The 23,644-nt window shown below is 60.9% G+C and carries 22 protein-coding genes; 12 read left to right on the plus strand and 10 right to left on the minus strand.

The genetic code is table 11. The features are described from left to right. Positions 1 to 166: 166 nt before the first annotated feature. The 5 genes from ACTNBB_RS05320 to ACTNBB_RS05340 all read right to left on the minus strand — a co-directional run bounded on the left by ACTNBB_RS05320 (position 167) and on the right by ACTNBB_RS05340 (position 4,961). The gene (locus ACTNBB_RS05320) at positions 167 to 913 is read right to left on the minus strand and encodes an energy-coupling factor transporter transmembrane component T family protein (RefSeq protein WP_441057021.1); all 747 of its coding nucleotides are present in this window, start codon (positions 911 to 913) and stop codon (positions 167 to 169) included. Then, positions 906 to 2,672 carry an ABC transporter ATP-binding protein gene (locus ACTNBB_RS05325; protein ID WP_441057023.1) on the minus strand — a complete coding sequence of 589 codons (1,767 nt, stop codon included), beginning with the start codon at positions 2,670 to 2,672 and terminating at the stop codon, positions 906 to 908. The genes ACTNBB_RS05320 and ACTNBB_RS05325 overlap by 8 nt, the downstream gene beginning before the upstream one ends. Before the next feature lie 162 nt (positions 2,673 to 2,834). After that, positions 2,835 to 3,407, minus strand: a complete 573-nt coding sequence (locus ACTNBB_RS05330; RefSeq protein ID WP_441057025.1) for a hypothetical protein — start codon at positions 3,405 to 3,407, stop codon at positions 2,835 to 2,837. 144 nt (positions 3,408 to 3,551) lie between these two features. Then, positions 3,552 to 3,782: a hypothetical protein gene (locus tag ACTNBB_RS05335; RefSeq protein ID WP_441015732.1), complete on the minus strand. Its 231-nt coding sequence runs from the start codon at positions 3,780 to 3,782 to the stop codon at positions 3,552 to 3,554. 261 nt (positions 3,783 to 4,043) lie between these two features. Beyond that, on the minus strand, positions 4,044 to 4,961 hold the full coding sequence (locus tag ACTNBB_RS05340) for a diacylglycerol/lipid kinase family protein (protein ID WP_427727874.1): 918 nt from the start codon (positions 4,959 to 4,961) through the stop codon (positions 4,044 to 4,046). A gap of 98 nt (positions 4,962 to 5,059) precedes the next feature. Between ACTNBB_RS05340 and rnd the strand changes: the two genes are divergently transcribed. The 7 genes from rnd (at position 5,060) to ACTNBB_RS05375 (ending at position 12,181) form a co-directional block, all read left to right on the plus strand. Continuing rightward, entirely contained in the window at positions 5,060 to 6,193 is a 1,134-nt protein-coding gene (rnd, locus tag ACTNBB_RS05345; protein ID WP_441057027.1) for a ribonuclease D, read from the plus strand. Between the two features lie 238 nt (positions 6,194 to 6,431). Then, positions 6,432 to 7,136, plus strand: coding sequence for a zinc metallopeptidase (locus ACTNBB_RS05350; RefSeq protein WP_441057029.1), 705 nt, complete (start codon positions 6,432 to 6,434; stop codon positions 7,134 to 7,136). Between the two features lie 115 nt (positions 7,137 to 7,251). Next, positions 7,252 to 8,712: an exodeoxyribonuclease VII large subunit gene (gene xseA, locus ACTNBB_RS05355; RefSeq protein WP_441057031.1), complete on the plus strand. Its 1,461-nt coding sequence runs from the start codon at positions 7,252 to 7,254 to the stop codon at positions 8,710 to 8,712. Positions 8,713 to 8,754: 42 nt separating this feature from the next. Beyond that, on the plus strand, positions 8,755 to 9,021 hold the full coding sequence (xseB, locus tag ACTNBB_RS05360) for an exodeoxyribonuclease VII small subunit (RefSeq protein ID WP_006234311.1): 267 nt from the start codon (positions 8,755 to 8,757) through the stop codon (positions 9,019 to 9,021). Positions 9,022 to 9,176: 155 nt separating this feature from the next. Beyond that, the gene (locus ACTNBB_RS05365) at positions 9,177 to 9,512 is read left to right on the plus strand and encodes a histidine triad nucleotide-binding protein (RefSeq protein ID WP_035137921.1); all 336 of its coding nucleotides are present in this window, start codon (positions 9,177 to 9,179) and stop codon (positions 9,510 to 9,512) included. Between the two features lie 147 nt (positions 9,513 to 9,659). Beyond that, entirely contained in the window at positions 9,660 to 10,838 is a 1,179-nt protein-coding gene (locus tag ACTNBB_RS05370; protein WP_195535873.1) for an acetate/propionate family kinase, read from the plus strand. 164 nt (positions 10,839 to 11,002) lie between these two features. Then, positions 11,003 to 12,181, plus strand: coding sequence for an acetate/propionate family kinase (locus ACTNBB_RS05375; RefSeq protein ID WP_117820680.1), 1,179 nt, complete (start codon positions 11,003 to 11,005; stop codon positions 12,179 to 12,181). A gap of 550 nt (positions 12,182 to 12,731) precedes the next feature. Here ACTNBB_RS05375 and pta read toward each other — a convergent pair. Beyond that, the gene (pta, locus tag ACTNBB_RS05380; RefSeq protein WP_427718446.1) at positions 12,732 to 13,712 is read right to left on the minus strand and encodes a phosphate acetyltransferase; all 981 of its coding nucleotides are present in this window, start codon (positions 13,710 to 13,712) and stop codon (positions 12,732 to 12,734) included. A 231-nt stretch (positions 13,713 to 13,943) separates the two neighbouring features. Here pta and glf point away from each other — a divergent pair, with 231 nt between their 5' ends. Next, positions 13,944 to 15,146 carry a UDP-galactopyranose mutase gene (gene glf / locus ACTNBB_RS05385; RefSeq protein ID WP_427729079.1) on the plus strand — a complete coding sequence of 401 codons (1,203 nt, stop codon included), beginning with the start codon at positions 13,944 to 13,946 and terminating at the stop codon, positions 15,144 to 15,146. Beyond that, positions 15,139 to 16,170 (plus strand): glycosyltransferase family 2 protein, encoded by a 1,032-nt coding sequence (locus ACTNBB_RS05390; protein WP_441057034.1) that lies wholly within the window; start codon positions 15,139 to 15,141, stop codon positions 16,168 to 16,170. The genes glf and ACTNBB_RS05390 overlap by 8 nt, the downstream gene beginning before the upstream one ends. Before the next feature lie 364 nt (positions 16,171 to 16,534). On the opposite strand, the gene ACTNBB_RS05395 is transcribed toward ACTNBB_RS05390, so the two are convergent. From ACTNBB_RS05395 to ACTNBB_RS05410, 4 genes are all read right to left on the minus strand, one after another. Next, positions 16,535 to 17,536 carry a P1 family peptidase gene (locus tag ACTNBB_RS05395; protein ID WP_441057036.1) on the minus strand — a complete coding sequence of 334 codons (1,002 nt, stop codon included), beginning with the start codon at positions 17,534 to 17,536 and terminating at the stop codon, positions 16,535 to 16,537. 100 nt (positions 17,537 to 17,636) lie between these two features. Then, positions 17,637 to 18,218, minus strand: coding sequence for a Maf family protein (locus ACTNBB_RS05400; protein WP_154517256.1), 582 nt, complete (start codon positions 18,216 to 18,218; stop codon positions 17,637 to 17,639). After that, positions 18,215 to 18,757, minus strand: coding sequence for a DJ-1 family glyoxalase III (locus ACTNBB_RS05405; RefSeq protein ID WP_427729073.1), 543 nt, complete (start codon positions 18,755 to 18,757; stop codon positions 18,215 to 18,217). The genes ACTNBB_RS05400 and ACTNBB_RS05405 overlap by 4 nt, the downstream gene beginning before the upstream one ends. 577 nt (positions 18,758 to 19,334) lie before the next feature. Beyond that, complete coding sequence (locus ACTNBB_RS05410) at positions 19,335 to 19,574, minus strand: hypothetical protein (RefSeq protein WP_441057038.1); 240 nt, start codon at positions 19,572 to 19,574, stop codon at positions 19,335 to 19,337. A 12-nt stretch (positions 19,575 to 19,586) separates the two neighbouring features. On the opposite strand from ACTNBB_RS05410, the gene ACTNBB_RS05415 reads away from it, so the two are divergent. The 3 genes from ACTNBB_RS05415 to ACTNBB_RS05425 all read left to right on the plus strand — a co-directional run bounded on the left by ACTNBB_RS05415 (position 19,587) and on the right by ACTNBB_RS05425 (position 23,352). Continuing rightward, on the plus strand, positions 19,587 to 20,318 hold the full coding sequence (locus ACTNBB_RS05415) for an EamA family transporter (protein WP_441057040.1): 732 nt from the start codon (positions 19,587 to 19,589) through the stop codon (positions 20,316 to 20,318). A 123-nt stretch (positions 20,319 to 20,441) separates the two neighbouring features. Continuing rightward, the gene (locus ACTNBB_RS05420; RefSeq protein WP_441040939.1) at positions 20,442 to 21,872 is read left to right on the plus strand and encodes a 6-phospho-beta-glucosidase; all 1,431 of its coding nucleotides are present in this window, start codon (positions 20,442 to 20,444) and stop codon (positions 21,870 to 21,872) included. A gap of 31 nt (positions 21,873 to 21,903) precedes the next feature. Further along, a complete protein-coding gene (locus ACTNBB_RS05425) occupies positions 21,904 to 23,352 on the plus strand; it encodes a PTS transporter subunit EIIC (protein ID WP_441057042.1) in 1,449 nt (482 codons plus the stop codon). Positions 23,353 to 23,644: the final 292 nt, after the last annotated feature.

The following is a 23,644-nucleotide window of genomic DNA, read 5'->3' on the forward strand; positions in this document are numbered from 1 at the left end:
TATTTTGGTAGGTTTTATCTGGGAAAACAGTAAAGGCCTCGGCTCGTTTGTGCGAGCCGAGGCCTTTTGCATTTGTCGGTTGCTGCTTGGTGCTGGAGCTTAAAGGACGAGACTGACATTTGCCCATATAAAACCGACCAAAATAAACCTGTCCCTTTTTGGCAGGTTAGAACAAGAATCCGAGGACGATGAGGGCAATGCTGGCAATAAGTATGGCAATGTCCATGCCCTTAATGGGATAGCGCTTGTACGAGCTCGCGCGCGTACGCAGATAAAAGCCACGTTGCTCGGCCGCCAGGGCAGTGGCATCGGTCTTGCCCACGGAGCTCACCAGCAGCGGCACGCAGAGCGGTAGCATGAGCTGGATCTTCTTGAGGGGGTTCTTGGTGTCGTATTCAACGCCGCGCGCGGTCTGCGCCTCCATGATGGCGTTCATCTCCTGGCTAAAGACCGGTACAAAGCGCAGTGCCGTGGTAAACGTGAACGCATAGCGGTACGGCACGTGCAACACCTCCACGCAAGCGTTAGCGAGATCGCCGAGCTGCGTGATGGTGAGCATGAGGATGAGCGGCAGCGCCACGCCGAGCAGGCGAAGCGCCGCCTTGGTGCCGGCGATAAGACCATCTGTGGTAATCCAGGCAAAGATGGGGGCTCCGGTGCGGATAAAGGCGGTCTGCAGGACCAGCATGATTAGTGAGAGCGGCACCATGAGCTTGACGAGCGAGACGAGGCCTGCGGTCGATTTGGCGTAGATGCCCAAGATAAAAGTCAGCACAAGCAGGGCGATCAGGAGCACATAAGTGTCGCCGAGGAAGGTCGCCAAGATAATAGCCGCGGCCAGGGCTAGCTTGGTCACGGGGTTCAGCCGGTGCAGCAGTGAGTCTCCGGGCACGTAGTCGATCACGTTAGTCATGCTTGAGCATCTCCTTTACCAGGTCGACCAGATCGGAGACCTGACTGATTCCGGCGAATCGGGGCGAAACGTCGCGCGCGAGTTCTTTGGACAGGGCCACAACCTGCGGTGGCTCCACGTAGGCGGCGCGCATGAGGGCATCGTCGGCGAAGATCCGGTTCGCGTCGCCGCGCTCGAGGATGCGTCCGTCTACCATGACTACCAGACGCTGGGCAAAGTCCGAGACGACCTCCATGTCGTGGCACACCATGATCACGGCGCAGCCGCGCTCGGCCATCTCGCTCACCGTCTCCATCACGGTCATGCACTCGCGGTAATCGAGGCCGCTCGTGGGCTCATCGAGCAGAACCACCTGTGGGTCGAGCACAACCACGGACGCTAGGGCGACCATCTGTCGCTGTCCGCGCGAAAGCGAGAACGGCGATTCGTCCAAGGGGAGCCCAAAGCGCTCCGCCGCCACCCGTGCACGCTGGCGGGCCTCGTCGGTGCCGACACCGTGCAGTTCAAGACCAAAGGCAACCTCGTCGAGTACGGTGTCGCGGCAGAGCTGGCGGTCGGGGTTCTGGAACAGCGTCGCGCATTTTGCAGCGATCGCGCTGGTGGGGACGTCGGCGGTGTTCATCCCCGCCATACGCACGGTTCCCGACGCTGGATGCAGAAGGCCGTTCAACAGCTTGGTGAGCGTGGTCTTGCCAGCACCGTTCTGGCCGATGATGCCTACGAGCTCGCCGGGATAGACGCACATGTTGAGGTTGCTGACCGAGGCACCGCCATGGGGGTAGGCAAAGGTCACATCGGTGAGTTCGACTACTGGCTCCTGATTGACGCCGCGGGGAACCGCCGGGATATGGGGAGAGGTCTCGGGCACATCGGCGGGCGCGTCCTTGCTCGTTGCATCCGCAAGTAAGGACGAGATAAGCTGGTGCGCTTCGGAAACATTGAGGCAGGGCGCCTGATCGCTCGGCAACAGACCCACTTCTGCCAGGCTGTTCGCGATGCGCGCGACGCGGGGACTGTCGACGCCCATCTGGCGCAGCTCGCTTGCGTGGGCAAAGACCTGGTGGGGTTCGCCGTCAAACGCGAGCTTGCCGTCTGCCATGACGAGGACGCGGCTGCAGTATTTCGACAACAGCGCGACCTTCTGCTCGATAACAACCACGGTGATGCCGTGTTCGCGGTTGATCTGGCGCAGCGTGTCAAAAACGAGCGTGGAGCTTGCCGGGTCGAGCGCTGCCGTGGGCTCGTCGAGCACGAGCACGTTGGGCGCCATGGCGATGATCGCGGCGATTGCGACTTTCTGCTTCTGCCCGCCCGAAAGCGTGGCAATCTCGCGGTGGCGCAGGTCGCTAATGCCGGCGGTCGTCAGCGTCTGGCTGATGCGCTCCTCGATTTGATCGTGCGGTATGCCAAAGTTCTCGAGGCCAAAGAGAATTTCGTCTTCAACGATGGGTGCAACCATCTGGGCATCGATGTCCTGCAGCACGCTTCCCACCACGCGCGAGATATCCGTGAGGGTGATCTCGCAGGTGTCGCGGTCATCGACGAGCGTGGCTCCAAAGAGCTGGCCGGTGTAATGGTGGGGGATGGCTCCGCTCATAACGGCGGCAAGCGTCGATTTGCCGGCGCCTGAGGGGCCGATGACGCCCACAAACTCACCCTTTTCGATGGCGAGTGAGACGTGATCGAGGGCATTCTGCGCCTCGTGCCCATAGGAAAATGAGACGTCATCGAGCTTGATGATGGTATTGCTGGAGCTCATGGGGGCCTTTCTATCGTAAAAGAGCACCGGCCGCAAAACGACCGGCGGTCTACATGGTAGCAAGTATTACTACTTGGAGAAGACCTTCTTGAGCGGAATGCTGAGGGCCTGGACCAGGATGGCGTTGAAGACGGCGGTGCCTGCGTATGGCTTGTCGGCTACTTAGTCGTTGAGCTTGAGGGCCTTCTTGATGGGGATGTAGAGGGCGGTCACGATGATGGCGTTAGCAACACCGGTGGCGGCGACGACAGGAGCCATGACGCCCATGAAAGCCGGGTTGTTCATGACGCCAATGGAGAAGATCACGGCGTAGATCATGCCGGAGATGAAGGTGACAACGAAGGTGCCGACGAGCGGGAGCAGGCCCTTGGCCTTGGAGTCGGCGAGCACAGAGACGAGCAGAGCCATGACCATTGCGGCGACGGGCTCAGCGATCAGGTCGGGGCCCTTGACGGAGGCGGTGATTTGGATCACTACGCCAGCGAGGAGGCCGATAATCGCGGATTGGCCGATGTTGGGCTTGACGACGAGAATCTCGAGGCAGAAGGCTGCAATGATGAACTCGGGCGAGAGGATGCCTCCGGTGAGACCGCTAAAGAACTTGGAGACGGTCAGGTTGAGGACGAAACCGGCGGCGAGGAGGATGGCGTAGAGAGTGAGTGCCTTGAGGTCGAGTTTGCCGCGGTCGGTGGTCTGGACGGTGCGGGGCTGGGTGGCGGTGGTGTTCTGAGACATGGTGAAAATCCTTTCGGAAGGGGAGTGCAAGGGAAAAGCGGAGGCGCGTGATGCGAATGCGATCGGGCTCGAGATAGAAAAAGGCCCCCGGTCGAAACCGGAGGCCTTTCAATCACCTAGAGCGCAAAAACAGGCGTGAGGGACTCACTGTCGACCGATCGTATTCGCATCACGCCACCACCAGTTGTTGAGGGACTTCATCGCGTTCTTCATCTTGGTGGCTCCTTTCGTGATGCCATGGCGCAGTCGCACCTTGTTTCTGTTGCGTTGCACTATAGCACAGCAAAGTGTTTGCGGGGAATCTTTTTTGAAAGATTTCAGCGACGTTTCCCGCCGGTCGAAGGGGCGGGCTGAGCGGGGGGCGACCTTGGCCATCCCGCCCGCGCCTTAAGGTGTGGGGTTCTTAGGCCTTCTTGCGACGATAGATCACGAAGCCACAGACACCGATGATGATGGCGCCAACACCCATGGCGGCCATGTTGTTGCCCTTGGACGTCTCCTCGGTGATTGGATGAATATCATACCAATGTGGATTTACTTCTTTCGGCGGTGAATCAGGTTGATGGCGTAGCCCACGAGCAGGGCCAGAACGATGACGATAAAGCCAAGGATAGGGTTGTCGTTCACGGGGTTCTCCTATTTTCCGAGTGGTGAGAATTCGTCGACGATGAGGTCGAGGCATTGCGGAAGCGCGCGGGCGCCAAAGACACCGGAGTTGCTGGAGATGATCTCGCCATCGAACTGCATACCCAGCGACGGCGTGCAGGTAATCTTGGCTTCCTTGGTCTGGATAATCTTAAACTGCGGGCGGCCGAGCACCTTGCCGGCGGGGTCGAGCGCGGCGGTGATCACCGTGGGGAGCAGCTGCACCGTGCGCACGGGTTCAATAACGACGATGTCGACCATGCCGTCGTTCATGCGGCAGTTGGGGAACAGGTTGATGTCGTTTTGGATGACTGAGGTATTGCCCGCCATGCAGCAGATGCCGTCGAGCTCCTCGACCATGCCGTCGTGTTCAATGGTAAAGTGCGCCACCGTGGGGTTGGGCGTGGCGAGCGCGGAGAGGAAGTAGGCGATCTCGCCAATGTCGTTTTTGGTGGGAGCGGCCTTCATCATGATCTCGGCGTCGAAGCCCGAGCCGGCGATGATGATAAAGCCGTGGCGCTTCTCGTTACCGTTCTCGTCGATCCAAAAGAGCTCACCCATGTCCACCTTGACCGTGCGGCCGGCTCGGCAAGCCTTGGCAAGCGCCGCCGCCTCGGGGGCATTACCGATGTTGTTAAAGAACAGGCAGGCCGTGCCGGAGGGGAAGATGAGCGTAGGGACACCGCACCCGCGCATCTGGTCGAGCACGTTGGAGACGGTGCCGTCGCCGCCCGAAACGACTACGCGGTCGAACTCACGAACGTCCGCTACCGCGTCCTCGGGCTCCATGCCATCGCCGATAAAGCGCATTACGACCTCGTCGCCGCCCTGTGCAAGAGCGTGCGTGAATGCGTAGATTTCATCGGAGCTGGGACCCGATGCCGGGTTGTGGATGATAAGGCAGCGCATACTTACGTTCCCGTTCTGTGACTAACCGAGTATAGTTGTAGGGCAATGCCGATATCCTACCCGTGTTTTTCGGGCCTAACCTTATTCGATGGGTTGATATGTACATTTCCACACATCAGGCTCTACTCGACTTTTGTCAGCGCGCTCGTGAGTTCGACGCGATTGCCGTCGATACCGAGTTTTTGCGCGAGCGCACGTTTCATCCGCGCCTGTGTCTGGTTCAGATTGCCACCCCTGCCGAGAGCGTCGCGGTCGATCCTTTGGTGATCGACGACTTATCGCCGCTGGCCGAGCTTATGGCCGACGAGAGCGTGGTCAAGGTCTTCCACGCCTGCTCGCAGGATATGGAGGTCATGCTCCACACCGTGGGCGCGCTGCCGCGACCGATTTTTGACACGCAGGTCGCCGCCGCCTTTTTGGGTGAGCGCCAGCAGATTTCCTACGGCGCGCTCGTTCAGACGTTCTGCGGCGTATCGCTGCCCAAGACCGAGTCGCTGACCGATTGGTCGCGCCGCCCGCTGAGCGATAAGCAGATTGAGTACGCGATCGATGACGTCAAGTATCTGATCGTCGCCTATACCGAGATGATGAGCCGCCTGCGCGAGCTTGGCCGCGTGGACTGGGTGCTCGACGAGTTGCGCCCGCTGGCAGACGAGTCGCACTACCGCGCCGACCGGCATGAGGCATTCCGCAAGGTCAAGCGCATCAACTCGTGTAGCCGCCATCAGCTGGGCATTGCGCGCGAGCTTGCCGCCTGGCGCGAGGACCGCGCCGAGCGCCGCAACATCCCGCGCAAGTGGGTCATGTCCGACGATACGCTGCTGGCGCTCGTCAAGCGCAATCCTGTGCGCGTTGAGGAGTTCCGCAGCATCCGCGGCACCGATCAACTGGGGGAGCGCGATGTGGACAGCGCGCTCATGGCCATTAAGCGCGGCGCGAGCTGCCCGCACGATCGCCTGCCGCTCATGGTGCGCGGACATCGCCAGATCTCTCCGGAGCTGGAGAGCGTGACGGATCTCATGTACGCGCTCATTCGCCTGGTTGCCGAGCGTTCGGGCGTGGCGACCTCGGTCATTGCCTCGCGCGATGACCTGGCCGACTATATCGAGCATCCCGAGCAGAGCCCTTTGCGCGAAGGCTGGCGCTTTGAGCTTGTGGGCTCGCGCCTGGACGATCTGCTCTCGGGCAACATGGGGTTGACGGTGAAGGACGGCAAAATCGAGCTCCTGTAGGTATATGGTTACGCGGTTTTACCAAACCGCGTAACAACTCGACGCTGCAAACGGCCGAGAGCGGCAATCTGACGTTCAATCGTCGCTCGCGTACCAAAGTACGCGTCGCTTCTCTTTCACGTCACCTTGCTCGCTCTCGGCCGTTTTCGCTGACATTGCCAAAACATCGATGTTGATTTGCTGGTCAGTCGAATGGGTAGAATGCCTCCAACGTGTAACTCGATTCGGAGGAATTCGCATGCCCTATTACTATGGTTATGGCTTTGGCATCGACCCGCTGTACCTGCTGGTCGTCCTTGTTTGTACGATGCTCGGTCTTGCCGCGCAGAGCTATATCAACTCGACGTATAAAACCTGGTCCAAGGTTCGCTCGGACGGCGACACGGGCGCTGCGGTCGCGCGCCGCATGCTCGACGCCAGCGGTTGCAATGCCGTGGGTATCAAGGGCGTCGCCGGTGAGCTCACCGACCATTACAACCCGCAGGATAACAACCTGTATCTCTCGGATGCCAACCGTTCGGGCGGATCGGTCGCAAGCGTTGCCGTCGCCTGCCACGAGGCGGGCCACGCCGCCCAGCGACAAAGCGGCTATGCCATGATGAAGGTGCGCACTGCCCTGGTCCCGGTCGTCAACTTTACCCAGAACACCTGGACCATCGTGCTACTCATGGGCCTGTTTATGAACATCGCGGGACTCACGACCCTCGCGCTGATCTTCTTCTCGTTTAGTGTGTTGTTCCAGCTGGTTACGCTGCCGGTCGAGATTGATGCCAGCCGCCGCGCCGTGGCGTACATCGAGCAGTCGGGGATGAGCTCCAAGCAGGTCAACGGTGCCAAGAAGGTCCTGACGGCAGCGGCGCTTACCTATGTTGCCGCAGCGCTCACCTCGATCATTCAGCTGCTCTACCTGATGGCTCGCTACAACAGAAACTCCAACCGATAACAAATTGGCTTGACAGGTGCCGCGGGGATTTGTGTCCCCGCGGCGCTGTACTATGTATTGGACTTGAATTTGCGCAGGGCTGGAGCCTTTGTGCACGATAACGAAAGGAGGCTGCGTGGCAGGCTGGAATCTAACCGGCAATGCTGTTTCCGCCGAGTTTGACGGCTCGGGCGATCAGGAGCGCAAGGAACTCAGCGTGAGCCAGGCGGTGGAGATCGCCGCCGGTGCACTCGATGCTATTCCGCAGCTGAGTGTCTTGGGCGAGGTCACGGGCTTCCGTGGCCCCAATGCCCGAAGCGGCCACTGCTACTTCCAGATTAAGGACGATTCGGCCGCCGTTGACTGCATCATTTGGAAGGGTGCCTATCTCAAGCGCACGTTCGATCTGCGCGACGGCATGCAGGTGAGCTTTAAGGGTAGCTTCAATCTCTATAAGCCCACGGGCCGCATGAGTTTTGTCGCCCGCTCGTTTTCGCTGGCGGGGGAGGGTCTGCTGCGTCAACAAGTGGCGCAACTGGCCGAAAAGCTGAGCCGCGAGGGCCTGATGGACGAAGCGCGCAAGCGCCGCATCCCGGTGTTCTGCTCGCGTGTGGCGGTCGTCACCTCGCTTTCGGGTGCCGTAATCGATGACGTCAAGCGCACATTGCGTCGTCGCAACCCACTCGTCGAGCTCGTTTGCGTGGGTGCCAAGGTTCAAGGCGAGGGTGCGCCGGCAGAGCTCATTGAGGGTTTGCGTCGCGCCGCTTCCATTACGCCGGCGCCCGATTGCATTTTGCTGGTGCGTGGCGGCGGTTCCTTCGAGGACCTCATGACCTTTAACGACGAGGAGCTTGCCCGTGCGGTGGCAGCCTGTCCTGTGCCCGTGGTGACTGGCATTGGCCATGAGCCCGATACCTCGATTTGCGACATGGTGAGCGACCGACGCGCCTCAACGCCCACGGCGGCGGCAGAATCGGTGGCGCCGGCTATGACGGAGTTGGCCGACGTGCTTGAGACGCGCCATCAGCGTCTGGGCGCCGCGATGGCATCGATGATCGGGTCGAATCAGGTTGATTTGGAGATGCTCGATCAGCGTGGTCGCCGCGCTTGGGACACCTATACGGCTCGTCTGGGCGACGCGCTCGATGCGGCCGCGTGCCGCCCGTGCCTCAACGACCCCACATTTATGGTCGAGCGTCGCGAGTCTGAGCTTGCCCTGACGGCTGATCGCCTGTCCGGCGCCATAACGCGTTCGGTTGGGGCCTTCCGCTCCAACTTCGAGCGTCTGCCCGAGCGCTTGATCGCAAGTACCTCGGGGCTCGATGGCAAACGACATGCGCTCACGCTTGCGAGCTCCCGTCTGGAGCATCAGGGGCGCACGATGCTCAGCAAGCCCGCGTCCGACCTGGGCCGAGCTGCCGCGTCCCTCGATGCCCTGTCGCCGCTCAAGGTGCTTGCCCGCGGTTACTCCATCGCGTACAGCGAGGACAGTGTGGCTACGAGCGCCAAGACCTTTAAGCCGGGCGACGCTATCCGCGTGCGTATGGCGGACGGCAACGTGGCAGCAACGGTCGATACGGTCGATACGGTCGAGTAGACCGCCTTTCATAGCGATAAACCTTTAGGAAAGGAAACAGATATGGCAGAGAAGACCCCGGTCGAGCAGCTTACGTACAAGCAGGCCTCGCAGGAGCTGGAACTCATCATCCGCAGCCTGGAGTCGGGCGACATGGAGCTCGAGGAGTCGCTCGAGAGCTATACACGCGGCGTCGAGCTCCTCAAGAGCCTACGCACCCGCCTGTCCGATGCCGAGCAGAAGGTCTCGGTGCTCCTGAAGGACGTCGACGGCAACGACGTGCTCGCCGACGGCGAAGCCGCCAATACCGACGACAACCTCTCGTTCTAACCACCTCGCAGCCTACTTTGGGGTAGTCTTTTTGGGACGGGGCTTTTTTGACTACTTTTTCGAAAGCGCAGGCACCTGGCGAGCCGTCGCGCAAGGGTAGTCAAAAAAGCCCCGTCCCAAAAAGACTACCTTGGTCTGTGAGAAAGGAACCAACCATGTGTGATTGCATCTTCTGCAAAATTGCCAACCACGAGATCCCCTCAACCGTCGTTTACGAGGACGATCAGGTCATCGCGTTCGACGACCTCAATCCCCAGGCGCCGGTCCACACGCTCGTAATCCCCAAGAAGCACTACAGCGACATCGCCGACAACGTACCTGCCGAGACCATGGGCGCCATGGCCCACGCCATCCAGGAGGTCGCTAAGGCCAAGGGCCTGGAGGACGGTTTCCGCGTCATCTCCAACAAGGGCGTCAATGCCGGCCAGACCGTCATGCACTTCCACATGCACGTCCTCGGCGGCAAAAACCTGGGCGAGAACCTCATCTGAGGACGCTTCTTCCGTGGGATGAGGCGAAAGCTTAGGCACCGATAACTTATATATCAACGCAATAAACCCGAGCGCGAGGGCGTTTGGGTTTATTATTGAAGCGTATGTAACCTGGCGGCGCCACACCGCCTGTTAGTAGGGAGACACATGAACGTTCTGGTCGTCAACGCAGGATCTTCGACCCTTAAGTATCAGGTCATCGATACCAAATCCCACAAGGTGTCCGCAAAGGGCTCCTGTGAGCGCGTCTGCTTTACCGGCGGTACCTTCACCCACGCTGCCAACGGCTCCAAGAAGGTGACCGAGAACATCGAGTTCCCCGACCACAAGGTCGCCATCGAGGTCGTCCTGAAGGACCTCGAGGCTAACGGCGTCAAGATCGAGGGCATCGGCCACCGCATCGTTCAGGGCGGTTGGTACTTTGGCGATTCCTCCCTCGTCGACGAGGACGTTCTCGCCAAGATTCGCGAGGTCGCCCCGCTCGCTCCGCTGCACAACAACCCCGAGGCCAACGTTATCGAGTTCTGCCTGGAGCAGTACCCCGACCTGCCCAATGTCACGGTCTACGACACCGCTTTCCACTTCAACATGCCCGAGGTCGCCAAGACTTACGCCCTGCCCAAGGACGTTTGCGACAAGCTTCACATCCGTAAGTACGGCGCTCACGGTACCAGCTATCGCTACATCTCCAAGAAGGTTGCCGAGATGACCAACGGCGAGGCCCGCAAGGTCGTCGTGTGCCACATCGGTTCCGGCGCCTCCCTGTGCGCTATCGAGGACGGCAAGTGCATGGACACCACCATGGGCCTTACCCCGCTCGACGGTGTCATGATGGGCACCCGCTGCGGTTCCATCGACCCGGCTACCGTGTGCTACCTGCAGCGCGAGGGTGGCTACACCTTCGACGAGGTTGACGAGATGATGAACAAGAAGTCCGGCCTCATGGCTGTGACCGGCGGCAAGACCAACGACTGCCGTAACGTCGAGGAGCTCGCCGCCGCCGGCGATCCCGAGGCTCAGCTCGCCTTCGATATGTTCGTCTACAAGATTGCCGCCAAGGCAGCCGAGATGGCAACCTCCATGTGCGGCATGGACACGCTCGTCTTTACCGCCGGTATCGGCGAGCACGCTCCGGCTGTCCGCGCCGGTGTGGCCGACCGTCTGGCCTTTATGGGCGTCAAGATGGATCACGCTCGCAACGCTCTGCGTGGCGATGGCGCTTGGTGCCTGTCCGCTAAGGATTCCAAGGTCAAGATCTTCGTCATCCCCACGGACGAGGAATTCATGATCGCTTCCGACGTCGAGCGCATCGTCAACGGCAAGTAATTGCAAGAGGGGAGGGGCTGGACGACCGAGCGCCGTTCGGCCCCTCTTTTGTGCTCGTTGGGCGATATGCTTGATAGCTATTTATCAAGTTGTGATAACTTCTTATTAAAATGCGGCCGCCTTAAGGGGTCTGCGTCGACCGTATTGCACTGCAAAGGAGTCTCATGAACGTACTTGTTGTCAACGCCGGCAGCTCAAGCCTTAAATATCAGCTTTTGGATACCGATACCCGAGAGGTTTTCGCCAAGGGCAACTGCGAACGTATCGGTTCGGACATGGGCATCTTTGGCCACTCCGAGAACGGTGGCGCCAAGCAGACCGAGGAGGTCCCTTTCCCCGATCATCGCTCTGCTATCGCTCGCGTGCTCGAGGAGCTCGAGAAGACCGACTTTACGATTGATGGCATTGGCCATCGTATCGTTCAGGGCGGCTGGCACTTCGATGATTCTGCAGTTGTCGACGACGAGGTTATGGCCAAGATTCTTGAGGTGGCACCGCTTGCTCCGCTGCACAACTACGGCGAGGCCGCAGCAATCGAGTATTGCCGCGAGAAGTATCCGGAGCTGCCCAACGTCGCCGTCTTCGATACCTCGTTCCACATGACCATGCCCGAGGTCGCCTATACCTACGCGCTGCCCAAGGACGTGTGCGACAAGTACCACGTGCGCAAGTACGGCGCCCACGGCACGAGCCACCGCTATGAGTGGATGATGGCCAAGGAGATCCTGGGTTCGCGCTGCCACCGTCTGCTTTCGTGCCATTTGGGTAACGGTGCTTCGCTTGCCGCCATTGAGGACGGCGTGTGCCGCGACACCACGATGGGCCTCACGCCGCTTGACGGTCTGATGATGGGTACCCGCTGTGGTTCCATTGACCCGGCCACCGTGTGCTACCTCCAGCGCGAGGGCGGCTACAGCTATCAGGAAGTCGATGACATGATGAACAAGCAGTCTGGTCTGCTTGCCATCTCGGGCATCTCCAACGACGCCCGCGACATCCGTACACGCGCCTCCGAGGGCGACGAGCGCTGCCTGCTCGCCTTCGACATGTTCGCCTACAAGGCCATGCAGCAGGCCGGTTCCATGATCGCATCCATGGCGGGCGTGGACACCATCACCTTTACCGCCGGCATCGGCGAGAACGACTGGTCGATCCGCAAGGCCTTCTGCGACTGCTTTGAGTGGCTGGGCGTGCGCATCGACAACAACAAGAACCGCGAGGCCGTGGGCAACGGCCCGCAGGTCATCAGTGCCGCCGGTTCCGCCGTCACCGTCATGGTCATCCCCACCGACGAGGAATACATGATCGCCCACGACGTCGAGCGTCTGACCAAGAACAACTAACGCGCGCATTTGCATTTAAACGAAAGGCCTCCGAAGCAACAGCTCCGGAGGCCTTTTTTACTAGCAGAAGGACAGCGGAAACTCCATCCCGTTTCGAGCACAAATTCTGGGACACGCTTTCCGGTTGAGGCACGTTGCGGAAAGTGCGACCCACAATAAAGCAAAATTCCGTCCCACAGTTTCCCAAACAAGCCCCAAGCGGAAGCTGCATCCCACAATCCGCCTCCAGACCGGGACACGCTTTCCGGCACAACAACCGCCGAGGCCCCTATCAGCCTTTCAAATCCAACGTGACCATATCCGCATCGTTTGCCCCCCAGCAACGGCACCCATCCATTCAGTTTCTCAGCCCCAGCTCGTAGCCAAGCCGCCGTCCACCCCAGATCCCCTGAGCACCACGTGGCGGCAGGGACCCTACAGGGTAAAGCTCTGAAAACATTCCGCAGGACGCATGAAACCCCCGCCGCACGAAGTGCGCAGCGGGGGTTTCATGCATGTCCGAGGACGTTTTCAGAGCTTTACCCTGTAGGGTCCCGAGGGGATATGTCCGCTACTCAGCCATCTGAGCCTGGACGGCGGTGATGGCTACGACACCCACGATGTCGTCGGCAGAGCAGCCGCGCGAAAGGTCGTTAACCGGCTTGGCGATGCCCTGCAGGATGGGGCCGTAGGCGTCGGCGCCGGCGAAGCGCTGGACCAGCTTGTAGCCGATGTTGCCGGCCTCGAGGTCGGGAAACACGAGCACGTTGGCCTTGCCGGCAACGGAGGAGCCGGGAGCCTTGAGCTGGGCGACGTTGGGGACGATGGCGGCGTCGAGCTGCAGGTCGCCATCGATGGCGAGCTCGGGGGCCTTCTCCTTGCAGAACTTCACGGCCTCCTGGACCTTCTTGGCGACTTCGCCGCCGGCGGAACCCATAGTGGAGTAGGAGAGCATGGCCACGTGCGGCTCAACGTTGCCCATGAAGGTGGACCAGGAGTGAGCGGAGGCGATGGCGATCTCGGAGAGCTCATCGGAGGACGGGTTGATGTTGAGGCCGCAGTCGGCGAAGATCAGCGTGCCGTCGGTGCCGAACTGCGGGGTGTCGGTGCACATCACAAAGAAGGCCGAGACCAGCTTGGTGCCCGGGGCGGTCTTGAGGATCTGCAGCGCGGGGCGCAGGGTGTCGGCGGTGGAGTGGCAGGCGCCGGAGACCAGACCATCGGCATCGCCCATCTTGACCATCATGGTGCCAAAGTAGGTGGCGTCCATCACCTGGGCGCGAGCCTGCTCGATGGTGACGCCCTTCTTGGCGCGGAGCTCGGCAAACTTCTGCGCGTACTCCTCGTGCTTCTCGGCATTGCGCGGGTCGATGACGGTAGCGCCGGGAACGTTGATCTCGTCGGGGTTGCCCAAGATGACGATCTTTGCCAAGCCCTCCTCGATGATCTTGGTAGCTGCGATGATGGTGCGCGGATCTTCGCCCTCGGGCAGGACGATCGTCTTAAGGTCGGCCTTGGCGGCAGACTTCATACGGTTTAGGAAATCGCTCATGTTACTCCTTACAAGCGTTTCGCTAAGCTCCAGGCACCCGGCTGTCCACGAATAAACCCGCTGCTAGCGGGTTTACCTTTCAAATATGTACGCCGGGGTGCTTGAGCTTTCCTTGTGTGGCAAGCTCATTATAGGACGCATTAGCGCTATAATCGCTCTGATAAATATGTCTCGAAGAATGTTCGAGAAAAGCCCAGCTAACGAGCCCGTGGCTTTTGACAAGGAGTATCGATGCAGATTACCTCAGGCCTGCCTGAAGGCTTTAACGCCGGCGCATACGACATGATTGTCGTCGGTGCCGGGTATGCCGGTGCCGTTTGTGCCCGCCGTCTTGCCGAGACCATCGGCTATCGCGTTGCCGTTTTGGAGCGCCGTGGCCACATTGCGGGCAATGCTTACGACTGCTTTGATGAGGCCGGGATCCTGGTCCACGAGTATGGTCCGCACATTTACCATACCTTTAACGAGCGCGTCCACAATTTTCTGTCGCGCTTTACCAAGTGGACGGACTATCAGCACAAGGTGCTCGCCAACATCAACGGCACCCTTATGCCCGTGCCCTTTAACCACGCGAGCCTCAAGCTCGCCTTTGGCGATGAGCGCGGCGAGGAGCTGTATCAGAAGCTCGTGGAGACCTTTGGCAAGGACGTCAAGGTGCCCATCATGGAGCTGCGCAAGAAGAACGACCCGGATCTTGCCGAGGTCGCCGATTACGTCTACGAGAACGTCTTTTTGCATTACACCATGAAGCAGTGGGGCCAGACGCCCGACCAGATCGATCCCTCGATCACCGGCCGCGTTCCCGTCTTTGTGGGCGACGATGACCGCTATTTCCCGCAGGCTCCCTTCCAGGGCATGCCGCAGGACGGCTATACCGCGTTGTTCGAGCATATGCTCGACCACGATCTGATTGATGTGTTCTGCGACGTGGACGCCCGCGACCTCTTTGAGATTGACGAGACCACCGTCAAGATCGACGGCAAGGTCTATGGCGGCGAGATCGTCTACACCGGTCCGCTCGACGAGCTGTTCAACCTCGACTTGGGCGCTCTGCCGTACCGTACGCTCGACATGAAGTTCGAGACGCTCGATATGGACCAGTTCCAGCCCGTGGGCACCGTCAATTACACCACGAGCGAGGATTACACGCGTATCACCGAGTTCAAGAACATGACTGGTCAGGTCCTGCCCGGCAAGACCACCATCATGAAGGAGTATTCCAAGGCCTATACGCCCGGCTCGGGCGAGACGCCCTATTACGCCATTCTGGAGCCCGAGAACCGCGAGCTCTATGAGCGCTATCTTGAGCGCGTCCAGAACCTGACGAACTTCCACCCGGTGGGTCGCCTGGCCGAGTATCGTTACTACGATATGGATGCCGTGACCAACTCTGCCCTCGATCTTTCGGATGAGATTATCGCCTGCCATGCATAAAGTCATATCATTCGGTATTCCCTCGTATAACGCCGCCAAGGACATGGACCATTGCATCACCTCCATTCTGGAGGGGAGCGATTATGCCACCGATATCGAGATCATCATCGTCGATGACGGTTCCAAGGACGAGACGGCAGCTAAGGCCGATGAGTGGGAGGCGCGTTACCCCGGTATCATCCGCGCGGTGCATCAGGAGAACGGCGGCCACGGCATGGCCGTTCTCTCGGGCCTGCGCGAGGCGCAGGGCACCTACTACAAGGTCGTCGACTCGGATGACTGGCTCGACGGTGCGGCGCTTTCGACCATGCTTTCGATTCTGCGTGGCTTTGAGGAGCGCGACCAGCGCGTCGATCTGTTTATCTCGAACTATGTGTACGAGAAGGTTTACGAGGGTACGCATACCGCTATTGGTTACAAGTTTGCCCTGCCGCGCAAAAAGATCTTTACCTGGGACCAGATCGGCCATTTCCGCCCGGACCAGAATTTGCTCATGCACAGCCTGTGTTATCGCACGGATGTGCTGCGCGCGTCCAATCTGCCTATGCCGCCGCACACGTTCTATGTCGACAATATCTACGCCTATGTGCCGCTGCCGCGCTGCAAGACCATGTACTACGCCGACATCGACCTCTATCGTTACTTTATCGGTCGCGAGGGCCAGAGCGTCAACGAGGCCACGATGGTCAAACGTCTGGACCAGCAGTTTCGCGTGACGCGCATTATGATGGAGGCGTTCCATTTGTACAGCGATGTCGAGTCGTCGCGTCTGCGCGCGTACATGATGGGCTATTTCACCATGATGATGGCAATTTGTTCGGTGCTAACCAAGCTTTCCGATGAGGATTGCGCCGACGAGCGCCTGACGACATTGTGGAGTGATTTGAAGGCCTACGACGAGCGTATGTATCGTCGTGCACGCTACGGTGTGGTTGGCTTCTTTACCAACCTGCACGGGCGGGCTGGAGACAAAACCACACTCGGCCTATACCGTCTTGCCTCAAAGATCTTCAAATTCAACTAGTGCATAAACGCTCGGGTAACGGGGACCCCTGGTCCTTAACTTGCTACTTCGAACAGTCCTGCGCAAGACGGAGGCGCCACTGGCGCCTCCTTTGCGTGCGGAACTCGTATCAAGTTAAGGACCAGGGGCCCTCTGCTATGTCTCGCTTTATGTCAGCAAGCTGAATTTGAAGATCTTCGACGCGCGGTACACAGGGGCCTGGGCTGAAAAGGTCTTAGATGGTAGTCGGTCGGAGACGGGCGGGCGTTACGTTTGTCGCGAGTTCCGCATGCAAAGAAGGCCACTTAATGTGGCCTTCGTCTTGCATAGGACTGTAGAGCAGCAAACGTAACGCCCGCCCGTCTCCGACCGACGGTCGAGTGGATTACTTCGCAACGCCGGGGATGCCGTGGGATGTTTTGGCGGTTTTGGCTCCGTTTACGATGGCGGTTTCCAGGGCCCTTACGGCGAGCATGCCCAGCAGGTCTAGGGGAACGGCGGCGCTTGCCTGGCTGTCCAGCTTGCCGCTGGCAAGGGTGTAGATGGTGTCACCGTCGTTGGTGGTGTGTGTGGGGCGGATGGCGTGTGCATAGGCGTCTGCGGCCATCTGGGAGACCTTGGTGGCCTGGGCCTTAGTGAGCTCCACGTTGGTGACGATGCAGCTGATGGTGGTGTTGGTGCGGTCGAGTGGCATTTTCATAGAGCCGGCGGCGGCAAGGGCGGCGAGCTCCATGTCGACGATCTGGTCGTTATCGGCTGCGGCGCGCATGCCGGCCACCCACTCGCCGGTGGTCGGGTCGACCACGTTGCCACAGGCGTTGACCGAGACCACGGCGCCCACCTTGACGGTGCCGAGAGCCACGGCAGCAGCTCCAAGGCCAGCCTTCATGCAGGTGGCGGGCCCCATGAGCTTGCCTACGGTGGCGCCGGTGCCGGCACCTACATTGCCCTGCTCGAGTGTGGTGGGGGTATGGTCGAGCGCCTCGCGCACGGCGGCGATACCGGCCTCAATGTCGGGACGCACGGTGGGATCGCCAAAGGCGAGGTCGAAGATGCAGCTGGAACACACGATGGGCACCTGCGTGGGGCCGACGGGCAGGCCGATGCCGCGGCTCTCGAGTTCGCGGGCCACGCCGCTTGCCGCTTCGAGACCAAAGGCCGAACCGCCCGAAAGGCAGACGGCGTGGACCTTATCGACGGTGTTCTCGGGACGCAGCAGATCGGTCTCGCGCGAAGCGGGAGCGCCACCACGTACGTCAACGCCGCCGGTGGCACCCTCGGGCGCCACGATTACGGTGCAGCCGGTGCCGGCCTCCCCGTCTGTATAGTTGCCAAAGCAAAAGCCATCGACATCGCAAACGTCAATGGCTTCGAGCAGGGTGTCCATGTTTTCTCCTATCGGTTTTCCGCCGGGCCTTATGCTCGGTCGGGATCCGTACGGTACGGCAAAATTGTAGGCGCCGGGGGATACCCAGCGCCAGATGCAATTACGAGAGTTTTTGAATCGCACGTGCGACGCGAGCGATGGGTAAGCCCACCACGTTGTAGAAGTCGCCCGAAATGTCATGCACGAGCATGCGGCCGCCTGTGCCCTGGATACCGTAGGCTCCGGCCTTGTCCATGGGTTCGCCGGAGGCAACATAGTGCCCGATCTGCTCCTCGGTAAGCTCATAGAACGTCACGTCGGTCACATCGACAAACGACAGACTTTCGGCGGCATGCGGAGCTGCAGCGTCGCCGGCTTTAACGATGCAGACGCCGGTTGCCACCTGGTGCGTGCGGCCCGAAAGCTCGCGGAGCATAGTGCGTGCCTCGTCTTCGTCTGCCGGCTTGCCCAAAATTTGCCCGTCAAAGGTGACAATGGTATCGGCTGCGACAGTCAGTTCGTTGGGTTCGGCGTGCTCGGAGGCAACGGCAGCGGCTTTGGCGCGTGCCAAGCGTTCGACAAGCGTAAGCGGAGCTTCGCCATCAAAAGGTGTTTCGTCGATATCTGCGGGAATTACGCGAACGTCATAGCCCGCCTCGCGCATCAGCTCTATGCGGCGCGGCGATTGCGAAGCCAAAATCATAGCTGGATGCCCTCGGCAACCTTCTCGACGGCCTTGTCGCCGGCGAGTGTGCGCAGCAGCTCCAAGGCAAAGGGAAGTGACTGTGCCATGCCGCTGGCAGTGATGATGTTGCCGTCTTGCGTGACCTTCTCGCCGGTATAAGCACCCTCGGGGAAGCTCTTCTCAAAGCCGGGGAAGCACGTGGCTCGGCGTCCCTCGAGCAGACCAAGCTCGCCCAGGATAAACGGGGCGGCGCAGATGGCGGCAACGTGCTTGGTTGCGGCGAACTCGCAGACTACATCGCAGACACGCTGGTCGGCGCGCAGGTTGGTGGCTCCGGGCAGGCCGCCGGGCAGCACGATGCAGTCGTACTCCTCAAAGTTGATCTCATCAAAGAGCGCATCGCAGGTCACGGGAATCTGCAACGAGCTTACGACCTCGCGCGTGGGCATGATCGAGATGAGCGTGGCGCGCACGCCGCCGCGACGCATGACATCGACCATGGTCAGGCATTCAATCGTTTCAAAGCCATCGGCGGCAAGAACGGCAACGCTGGGCATAAGGGTTCCTTTCATAGGGCGGCATACAATTAGCCGTCTTATACCCCGAAGACCTATGCTTGCCACGCTCGATTTCCCAATGTTTAAAAAGGGACGGGGCTATTTTAGCTACCCCCACCCATCCTCAACAATCTCAATCTGTAACATCTAGACCCACTTTTGACCCCTAACTGTTACAGATCAAGACAAACGGAAACCGCCCCGACAAAACGTCTAAATCTGTAACATCTACGGACCAAAACCGGGTCTTACTGTTACAGATCGAGACAGTCCCCAGCGCACCGCCCCGTTCGGGGAACGACCGCCACAGGTACGGCGGGCAGAGACTCACTTTTTTCTCGGTTTTTCTTGACGGAATCTCACCTGTTGTAGTACTTTGTCTCAGTCTAAAAACGCGTGGACTTTTCTGGGCGCTAGCCACCTTTTTGCCACGCAACCGAGCAGTCGGTTGCGTGGCTTTTTTCGTCTTGGCAGCAGGTGCCACATGCACCGCCAGAAGACCGCACGAGCCCACCTTCCGACTGCAGGGAACAGACGCACGAGACGTGCATCTGCAAGACAGCAGACGGAAGGGAGCCTAATGGCAGGAACAAACACAATCAAGCAACAGGCCGCCGGGACAGGAGCCACGGGCGCGGGACAGGCCAAGGCGGCGCTCCAGGTCTTTGCGGGCGGCGCCTGCTACGGCGCGATGGCCACGACCTACAAGCTCGCCTACGCCGCGGGCTTCACCTCGGCGCAGGTGGTGGCGAGCCAGGCGTGGTTCGGCTGCCTCTTCTTCGCTCTCGCCACACTCGCGGGCCACGCACTCGGGCACCGATGGCAGCGCGTGGGCTGGAAACTCGCCCTTAAGCTCATGGGCCTGGGAGCCCTCACCTGCCTCACCTCAATCCTCTACTGCTACGCCATGAGCGTGCTGCCCGCCCCGGTGGCGCTCACGCTCCTCTTCCAGTTCACGTGGCTGGGACTCCTGTGGCAGACCGTCATGACGCGCCGACCGCCGAGGGCCCTCCAAGTGGTCTCCGCCCTGGTCATCGTCTTCGGAACGGTGTTCGCCAGCGGCGTTTACAAGACCGGCATCACCGGGTACGACCCCGTGGCCCTGCTCTGCGCGCTGGGGGCGGCCGTGTCCTGCTCCCTCTTTGTCACCCTCTCCGGCAAGGTCGAGGCCCCCTGCTCGTCCGAGCAGCGTGGCGTCATCGTATGCGCGGGCTCCGTGGTCATGTCGCTCACGGTGTGCCCGGACTACGTCGTCTCGGGCGTCCTCGCCCAGGGCATCCTGCCCTTTGCCGTCATCGCCGGCTTCTTTGGCATGCTCTGCCCGGTCCTGCTCTTCGGCATGGGCTCTCCGCACCTGCCCGCGGGCCTCTCCACTGTCATGGCCGCCGCGGAACTCCCTGCCGGCCTACTCATCGCCATGATCGTCCTCGGCGAGCCGCTCGGCGTCGTCGAGTGGCTGGGCGTCGCCATCATCCTCGCCGGCGTGTGCCTGGCGCAGGTCCCCTCCCTGCTTGGAGGCCGGGAGGCACGTCGCGCCGCCGCAGGACAAGCCGTCAGCTAGTCATCCCTTCACAGGCGGCCCGCGCGCATCAGGGAAAGGGCCACGGGCCCGGCGCGTGAGGTCGCAAGGACGTTATTAAAGCGTCCCCCGCAGAGGTGGGGACGCCAGAGAGAAGGAGGCACTATGCCATTTCCAAAAGGGTTCCTTTGGGGAGGAGCCACCGCCGCCAACCAATGCGAGGGAGGTTATGACGAGGGCGGCCGCGGCCTTGCCAATGTCGACGTCATCCCACACGGGCCGGAGCGCAACGACGTGAGTCGCGGCCTGAGGCGCATGCTCGACTTCGAGCCCGGGTACTACTACCCGGCCCAGACGGGCATCGACTTCTACCACCGCTACCGCGAGGACATAGCCCTCTTCGCGGAGATGGGCTTCAAGGTCTTTCGCCTCTCCATCGCCTGGAGTCGCATCTTCCCCAACGGCGACGAGGAGGAGCCCAACGAGGCCGGGCTCGCCTTCTACGAGGACGTGTTCCGCTGCTGCCGCGAGCACGGGATCGAGCCCCTCGTGACCATCACGCACTTCGACTGCCCCATACACCTCGTCAAGAAGTACGGCGCCTGGCGAAACCGCACCCTCATCGAGCTCTACAAGCGGCTCGTGACGGTGCTCTTCAACCGCTACCGCGGCCTCGTGCGCTGGTGGATCACGTTCAACGAGATGAACATGATCTTGCACCGTCCCTTCATGGGTGCCGGCATCGTCCTCGAGCCCGGGGAGAATGCCCGCGAGGCCGAGTACCGCGCCGCGCACAACGAGCTCGTGGCCAGCGCCTGGGCCACCAAGATCGCCCACGAGGTCGACCCGGAGAACAAGGTGGGCTGCATGCTCGCCGCGGGAAGCTACTACCCCTACTCCTGCCGCCCCGAGGACGTCCGCGCGGCGCAGGTCAAGAACCAGGAGGACCTCTTCTTCGTGGACGTGCAGGCGCGCGGGCACTACCCCGGCTACGCGCTCAAGATGCTCGAGCGCGAGGGCATCGATGTGGGCATGACCGCCGAGGACGAGCGTATCCTTGCGGAGAACACCGTCGACTTCATCTCGTTTAGCTACTACTCCTCGCGCTGCACCGCGGGCGACCCCGATTCCGTGGGCGGCGTCGCCGAGGGCAACGCCTTCGCCGGCGTGGAGAACCCCTACGTGCGCACGAGCGACTGGGGCTGGGTCATCGACCCGCTGGGGTTCCGCATCACGATCAACGACCTCTGGGACCGCTACCAAAAGCCGCTCTTTGTGGTGGAGAACGGCCTCGGCGCCTATGACGAGGTGCTTCCCGACGGCACGATCGAGGACGACTACCGTATCGCCTACCTGCGCGAGCACATCGAGGCCATGCGCGACGCCATCGAGCAGGACGGCGTCGAGATGCTCGGCTACACCACCTGGGGGCCGATCGACCTCGTGAGCGCGGGCTCCGGCGAGATGGAGAAGCGCTACGGCTTCATCTACGTGGACCGCGACAACCTGGGCAACGGCACGCTCGAGCGCAGGCGCAAGAAGAGCTTCTACTGGTACCAACAGGCCATCGCCACCAACGGAGGCGACCTGGGCTAGCCGCCCGGGCAATATCACTAAGGAGAAAATAATGGCTGAAAAATACGACGATCTGGCCAGATCCATACTCGAGAACGTAGGCGGCGCCGAGAACGTCGCCAGCGTCGCGCACTGCATCACGCGCGTGCGCTTCAAGCTCAAGGACGAGTCTCGCGCCAACACGGCCAAGATCGAGGCCCTCAAGGGCGTCATCCAGGTCATCCAGGCCAACGGCCAGTACCAGGTGGTCGTGGGTAACATCGTCGAGGACGTCTACGACGCGGTCCTGGAGGCCGGTAACTTCTCGGGCGGCGCAAGCGCCGACGACGAGCCCCAGGGCGATAAGACCGTTGCCTCCGTCATCATCGACCTCATCTCTGGCATCTTCCAGCCCATCCTGGGACCGCTTGCCGCCGCAGGCATCATGAAGGGACTGCTTGCCCTCATCACCTACTTCGTCCCGGCCTTTGCAAACGACGGCCTCTACACGCTGCTCTACGCCGTGGCTGACGGCTTCTTCTACTTCCTTCCCGTCGCCCTGGCGTTCAGTGCCGCGCGCAAGTTCCGCATGAACGAGTTCACCGGCGTGGCAATCGGCGTGGCGCTCCTCTACCCGACGATGGTCGCCCTGACCTCGGGCGAGGCGCTCGGCAGCATCGACCTCGGCGTGGCCGGCACGTTCTCGTGGTACGCCACCGCCCTCGGGGTCCCCATCATCATGCCCGTGTCCGGCTACGTGAGCTCGGTGATTCCCGTCCTTCTCATGGTGTGGTTCGGCTCTATCATTGAGCGCTGGCTCAAGAGCTGGATGCCGGCTGCGCTCAAGATGTTCCTCGTCCCGCTCGCCACGATGACGGTCTCCATCGTCTTGGGCTACCTCGTCATCGGTCCGGTGGCCACCCTCATCACCAACCTGCTGAGCGCGGCGTTCTCGTTCATCTTCCAGCTTCCCGTGGTTGGTTCCGTCTTGGGCAGCGCCCTGGTCGGCGGACTGTGGATGTGCCTCGTCATCTTTGGCTTCCACTGGAGCCTCATCCCCATCTCCATCATGAACCTGAACACCCTCGGCCACGACAGCGTGCTCGCCGCCACCATCGGCCACGGGTTCGCGCTCGGAGCGGTCATCTTTGCCATGTATCTCAGAAACAAGGACGAGCGCTTCCGCGGCATCGCCCTTCCCGCGATGATCTCCGCCTTCTTCTTCGGCGTCACCGAGCCGGGCATCTACGGCATCGCCCTCCCCAACAAGCGCGCGTTCGTCGTGGCATGCCTGAGCTCCGCCGTGGGCGGCGCCATCGTGGGAATGACGGGCGCCCTCATGTACATCTCGGGTGGCCTCGGTGTCTTCAACCTGCTCAACTTCATCGACGGGACCCCTGGTGGCGCCGGGATCTCCCACATGATCTTCGCGATCATCGCCTCGCTCGTCTCTGCCGTCCTGGCCTTCGTCATCGAGTTCATCACCTACCGGCCCAACGACGACGAGGAAGGCGCCTGCTAGCTTGGGCCCTTCTCGACCAGCTCTATGTAGTTGAGGGCAGTTGAGGTGGGTGAGGGCCGAGGGCGGTCGAGGCGGCCGCCCTCGGTCCGGGACAACCTGCCAGAAGGCGTTTAGCTTTCTCGGGCGGCAGTTCAATGTCCAAGAAATGGGGGGCGGTTTAATTTCGGGACGGGGATTAAATAAGGCTCTGTTAGACCAGGATTGACATACATGTGTCCCCACGGTGCCATATCGTTGACCCCGTAGACCGCGATGATGGGGGCAGCATGAACGCCGAAGACCTGGTCCTCAA

This window comes from Collinsella sp. HCP28S3_B9 (genome assembly GCF_052066095.1).
Classification (GTDB): domain Bacteria; phylum Actinomycetota; class Coriobacteriia; order Coriobacteriales; family Coriobacteriaceae; genus Collinsella.

Bases quoted from the DNA above. Each gene is read 5' to 3' on its own strand.
- ACTNBB_RS05330 (WP_441057025.1), bottom strand. From the start codon at position 3,407: ATGTCTCAGAACACCACCGCCACCCAGCCCCGCACCGTCCAGACCACC.
- ACTNBB_RS05350 (WP_441057029.1), top strand. From the start codon at position 6,432: ATGCCCTATTACTATGGTTATGGCTTTGGCATCGACCCGCTGTACCTG.
- ACTNBB_RS05365 (WP_035137921.1), top strand. From the start codon at position 9,177: ATGTGTGATTGCATCTTCTGCAAAATTGCCAACCACGAGATCCCCTCA.
- ACTNBB_RS05390 (WP_441057034.1), top strand. From the start codon at position 15,139: ATGCATAAAGTCATATCATTCGGTATTCCCTCGTATAACGCCGCCAAG.
- ACTNBB_RS05335 (WP_441015732.1), bottom strand. From the start codon at position 3,782: ATGGCCAAGGTCGCCCCCCGCTCAGCCCGCCCCTTCGACCGGCGGGAA.
- pta (WP_427718446.1), bottom strand. From the start codon at position 13,712: ATGAGCGATTTCCTAAACCGTATGAAGTCTGCCGCCAAGGCCGACCTT.
- ACTNBB_RS05325 (WP_441057023.1), bottom strand. From the start codon at position 2,672: ATGAGCTCCAGCAATACCATCATCAAGCTCGATGACGTCTCATTTTCC.
- rnd (WP_441057027.1), top strand. From the start codon at position 5,060: ATGTACATTTCCACACATCAGGCTCTACTCGACTTTTGTCAGCGCGCT.
- ACTNBB_RS05375 (WP_117820680.1), top strand. From the start codon at position 11,003: ATGAACGTACTTGTTGTCAACGCCGGCAGCTCAAGCCTTAAATATCAG.
- ACTNBB_RS05420 (WP_441040939.1), top strand. From the start codon at position 20,442: ATGCCATTTCCAAAAGGGTTCCTTTGGGGAGGAGCCACCGCCGCCAAC.
- ACTNBB_RS05320 (WP_441057021.1), bottom strand. From the start codon at position 913: ATGACTAACGTGATCGACTACGTGCCCGGAGACTCACTGCTGCACCGG.
- glf (WP_427729079.1), top strand. From the start codon at position 13,944: ATGCAGATTACCTCAGGCCTGCCTGAAGGCTTTAACGCCGGCGCATAC.
- ACTNBB_RS05405 (WP_427729073.1), bottom strand. From the start codon at position 18,757: ATGCCCAGCGTTGCCGTTCTTGCCGCCGATGGCTTTGAAACGATTGAA.
- ACTNBB_RS05395 (WP_441057036.1), bottom strand. From the start codon at position 17,536: ATGGACACCCTGCTCGAAGCCATTGACGTTTGCGATGTCGATGGCTTT.
- ACTNBB_RS05370 (WP_195535873.1), top strand. From the start codon at position 9,660: ATGAACGTTCTGGTCGTCAACGCAGGATCTTCGACCCTTAAGTATCAG.
- xseB (WP_006234311.1), top strand. From the start codon at position 8,755: ATGGCAGAGAAGACCCCGGTCGAGCAGCTTACGTACAAGCAGGCCTCG.
- ACTNBB_RS05425 (WP_441057042.1), top strand. From the start codon at position 21,904: ATGGCTGAAAAATACGACGATCTGGCCAGATCCATACTCGAGAACGTA.
- ACTNBB_RS05400 (WP_154517256.1), bottom strand. From the start codon at position 18,218: ATGATTTTGGCTTCGCAATCGCCGCGCCGCATAGAGCTGATGCGCGAG.
- ACTNBB_RS05340 (WP_427727874.1), bottom strand. From the start codon at position 4,961: ATGCGCTGCCTTATCATCCACAACCCGGCATCGGGTCCCAGCTCCGAT.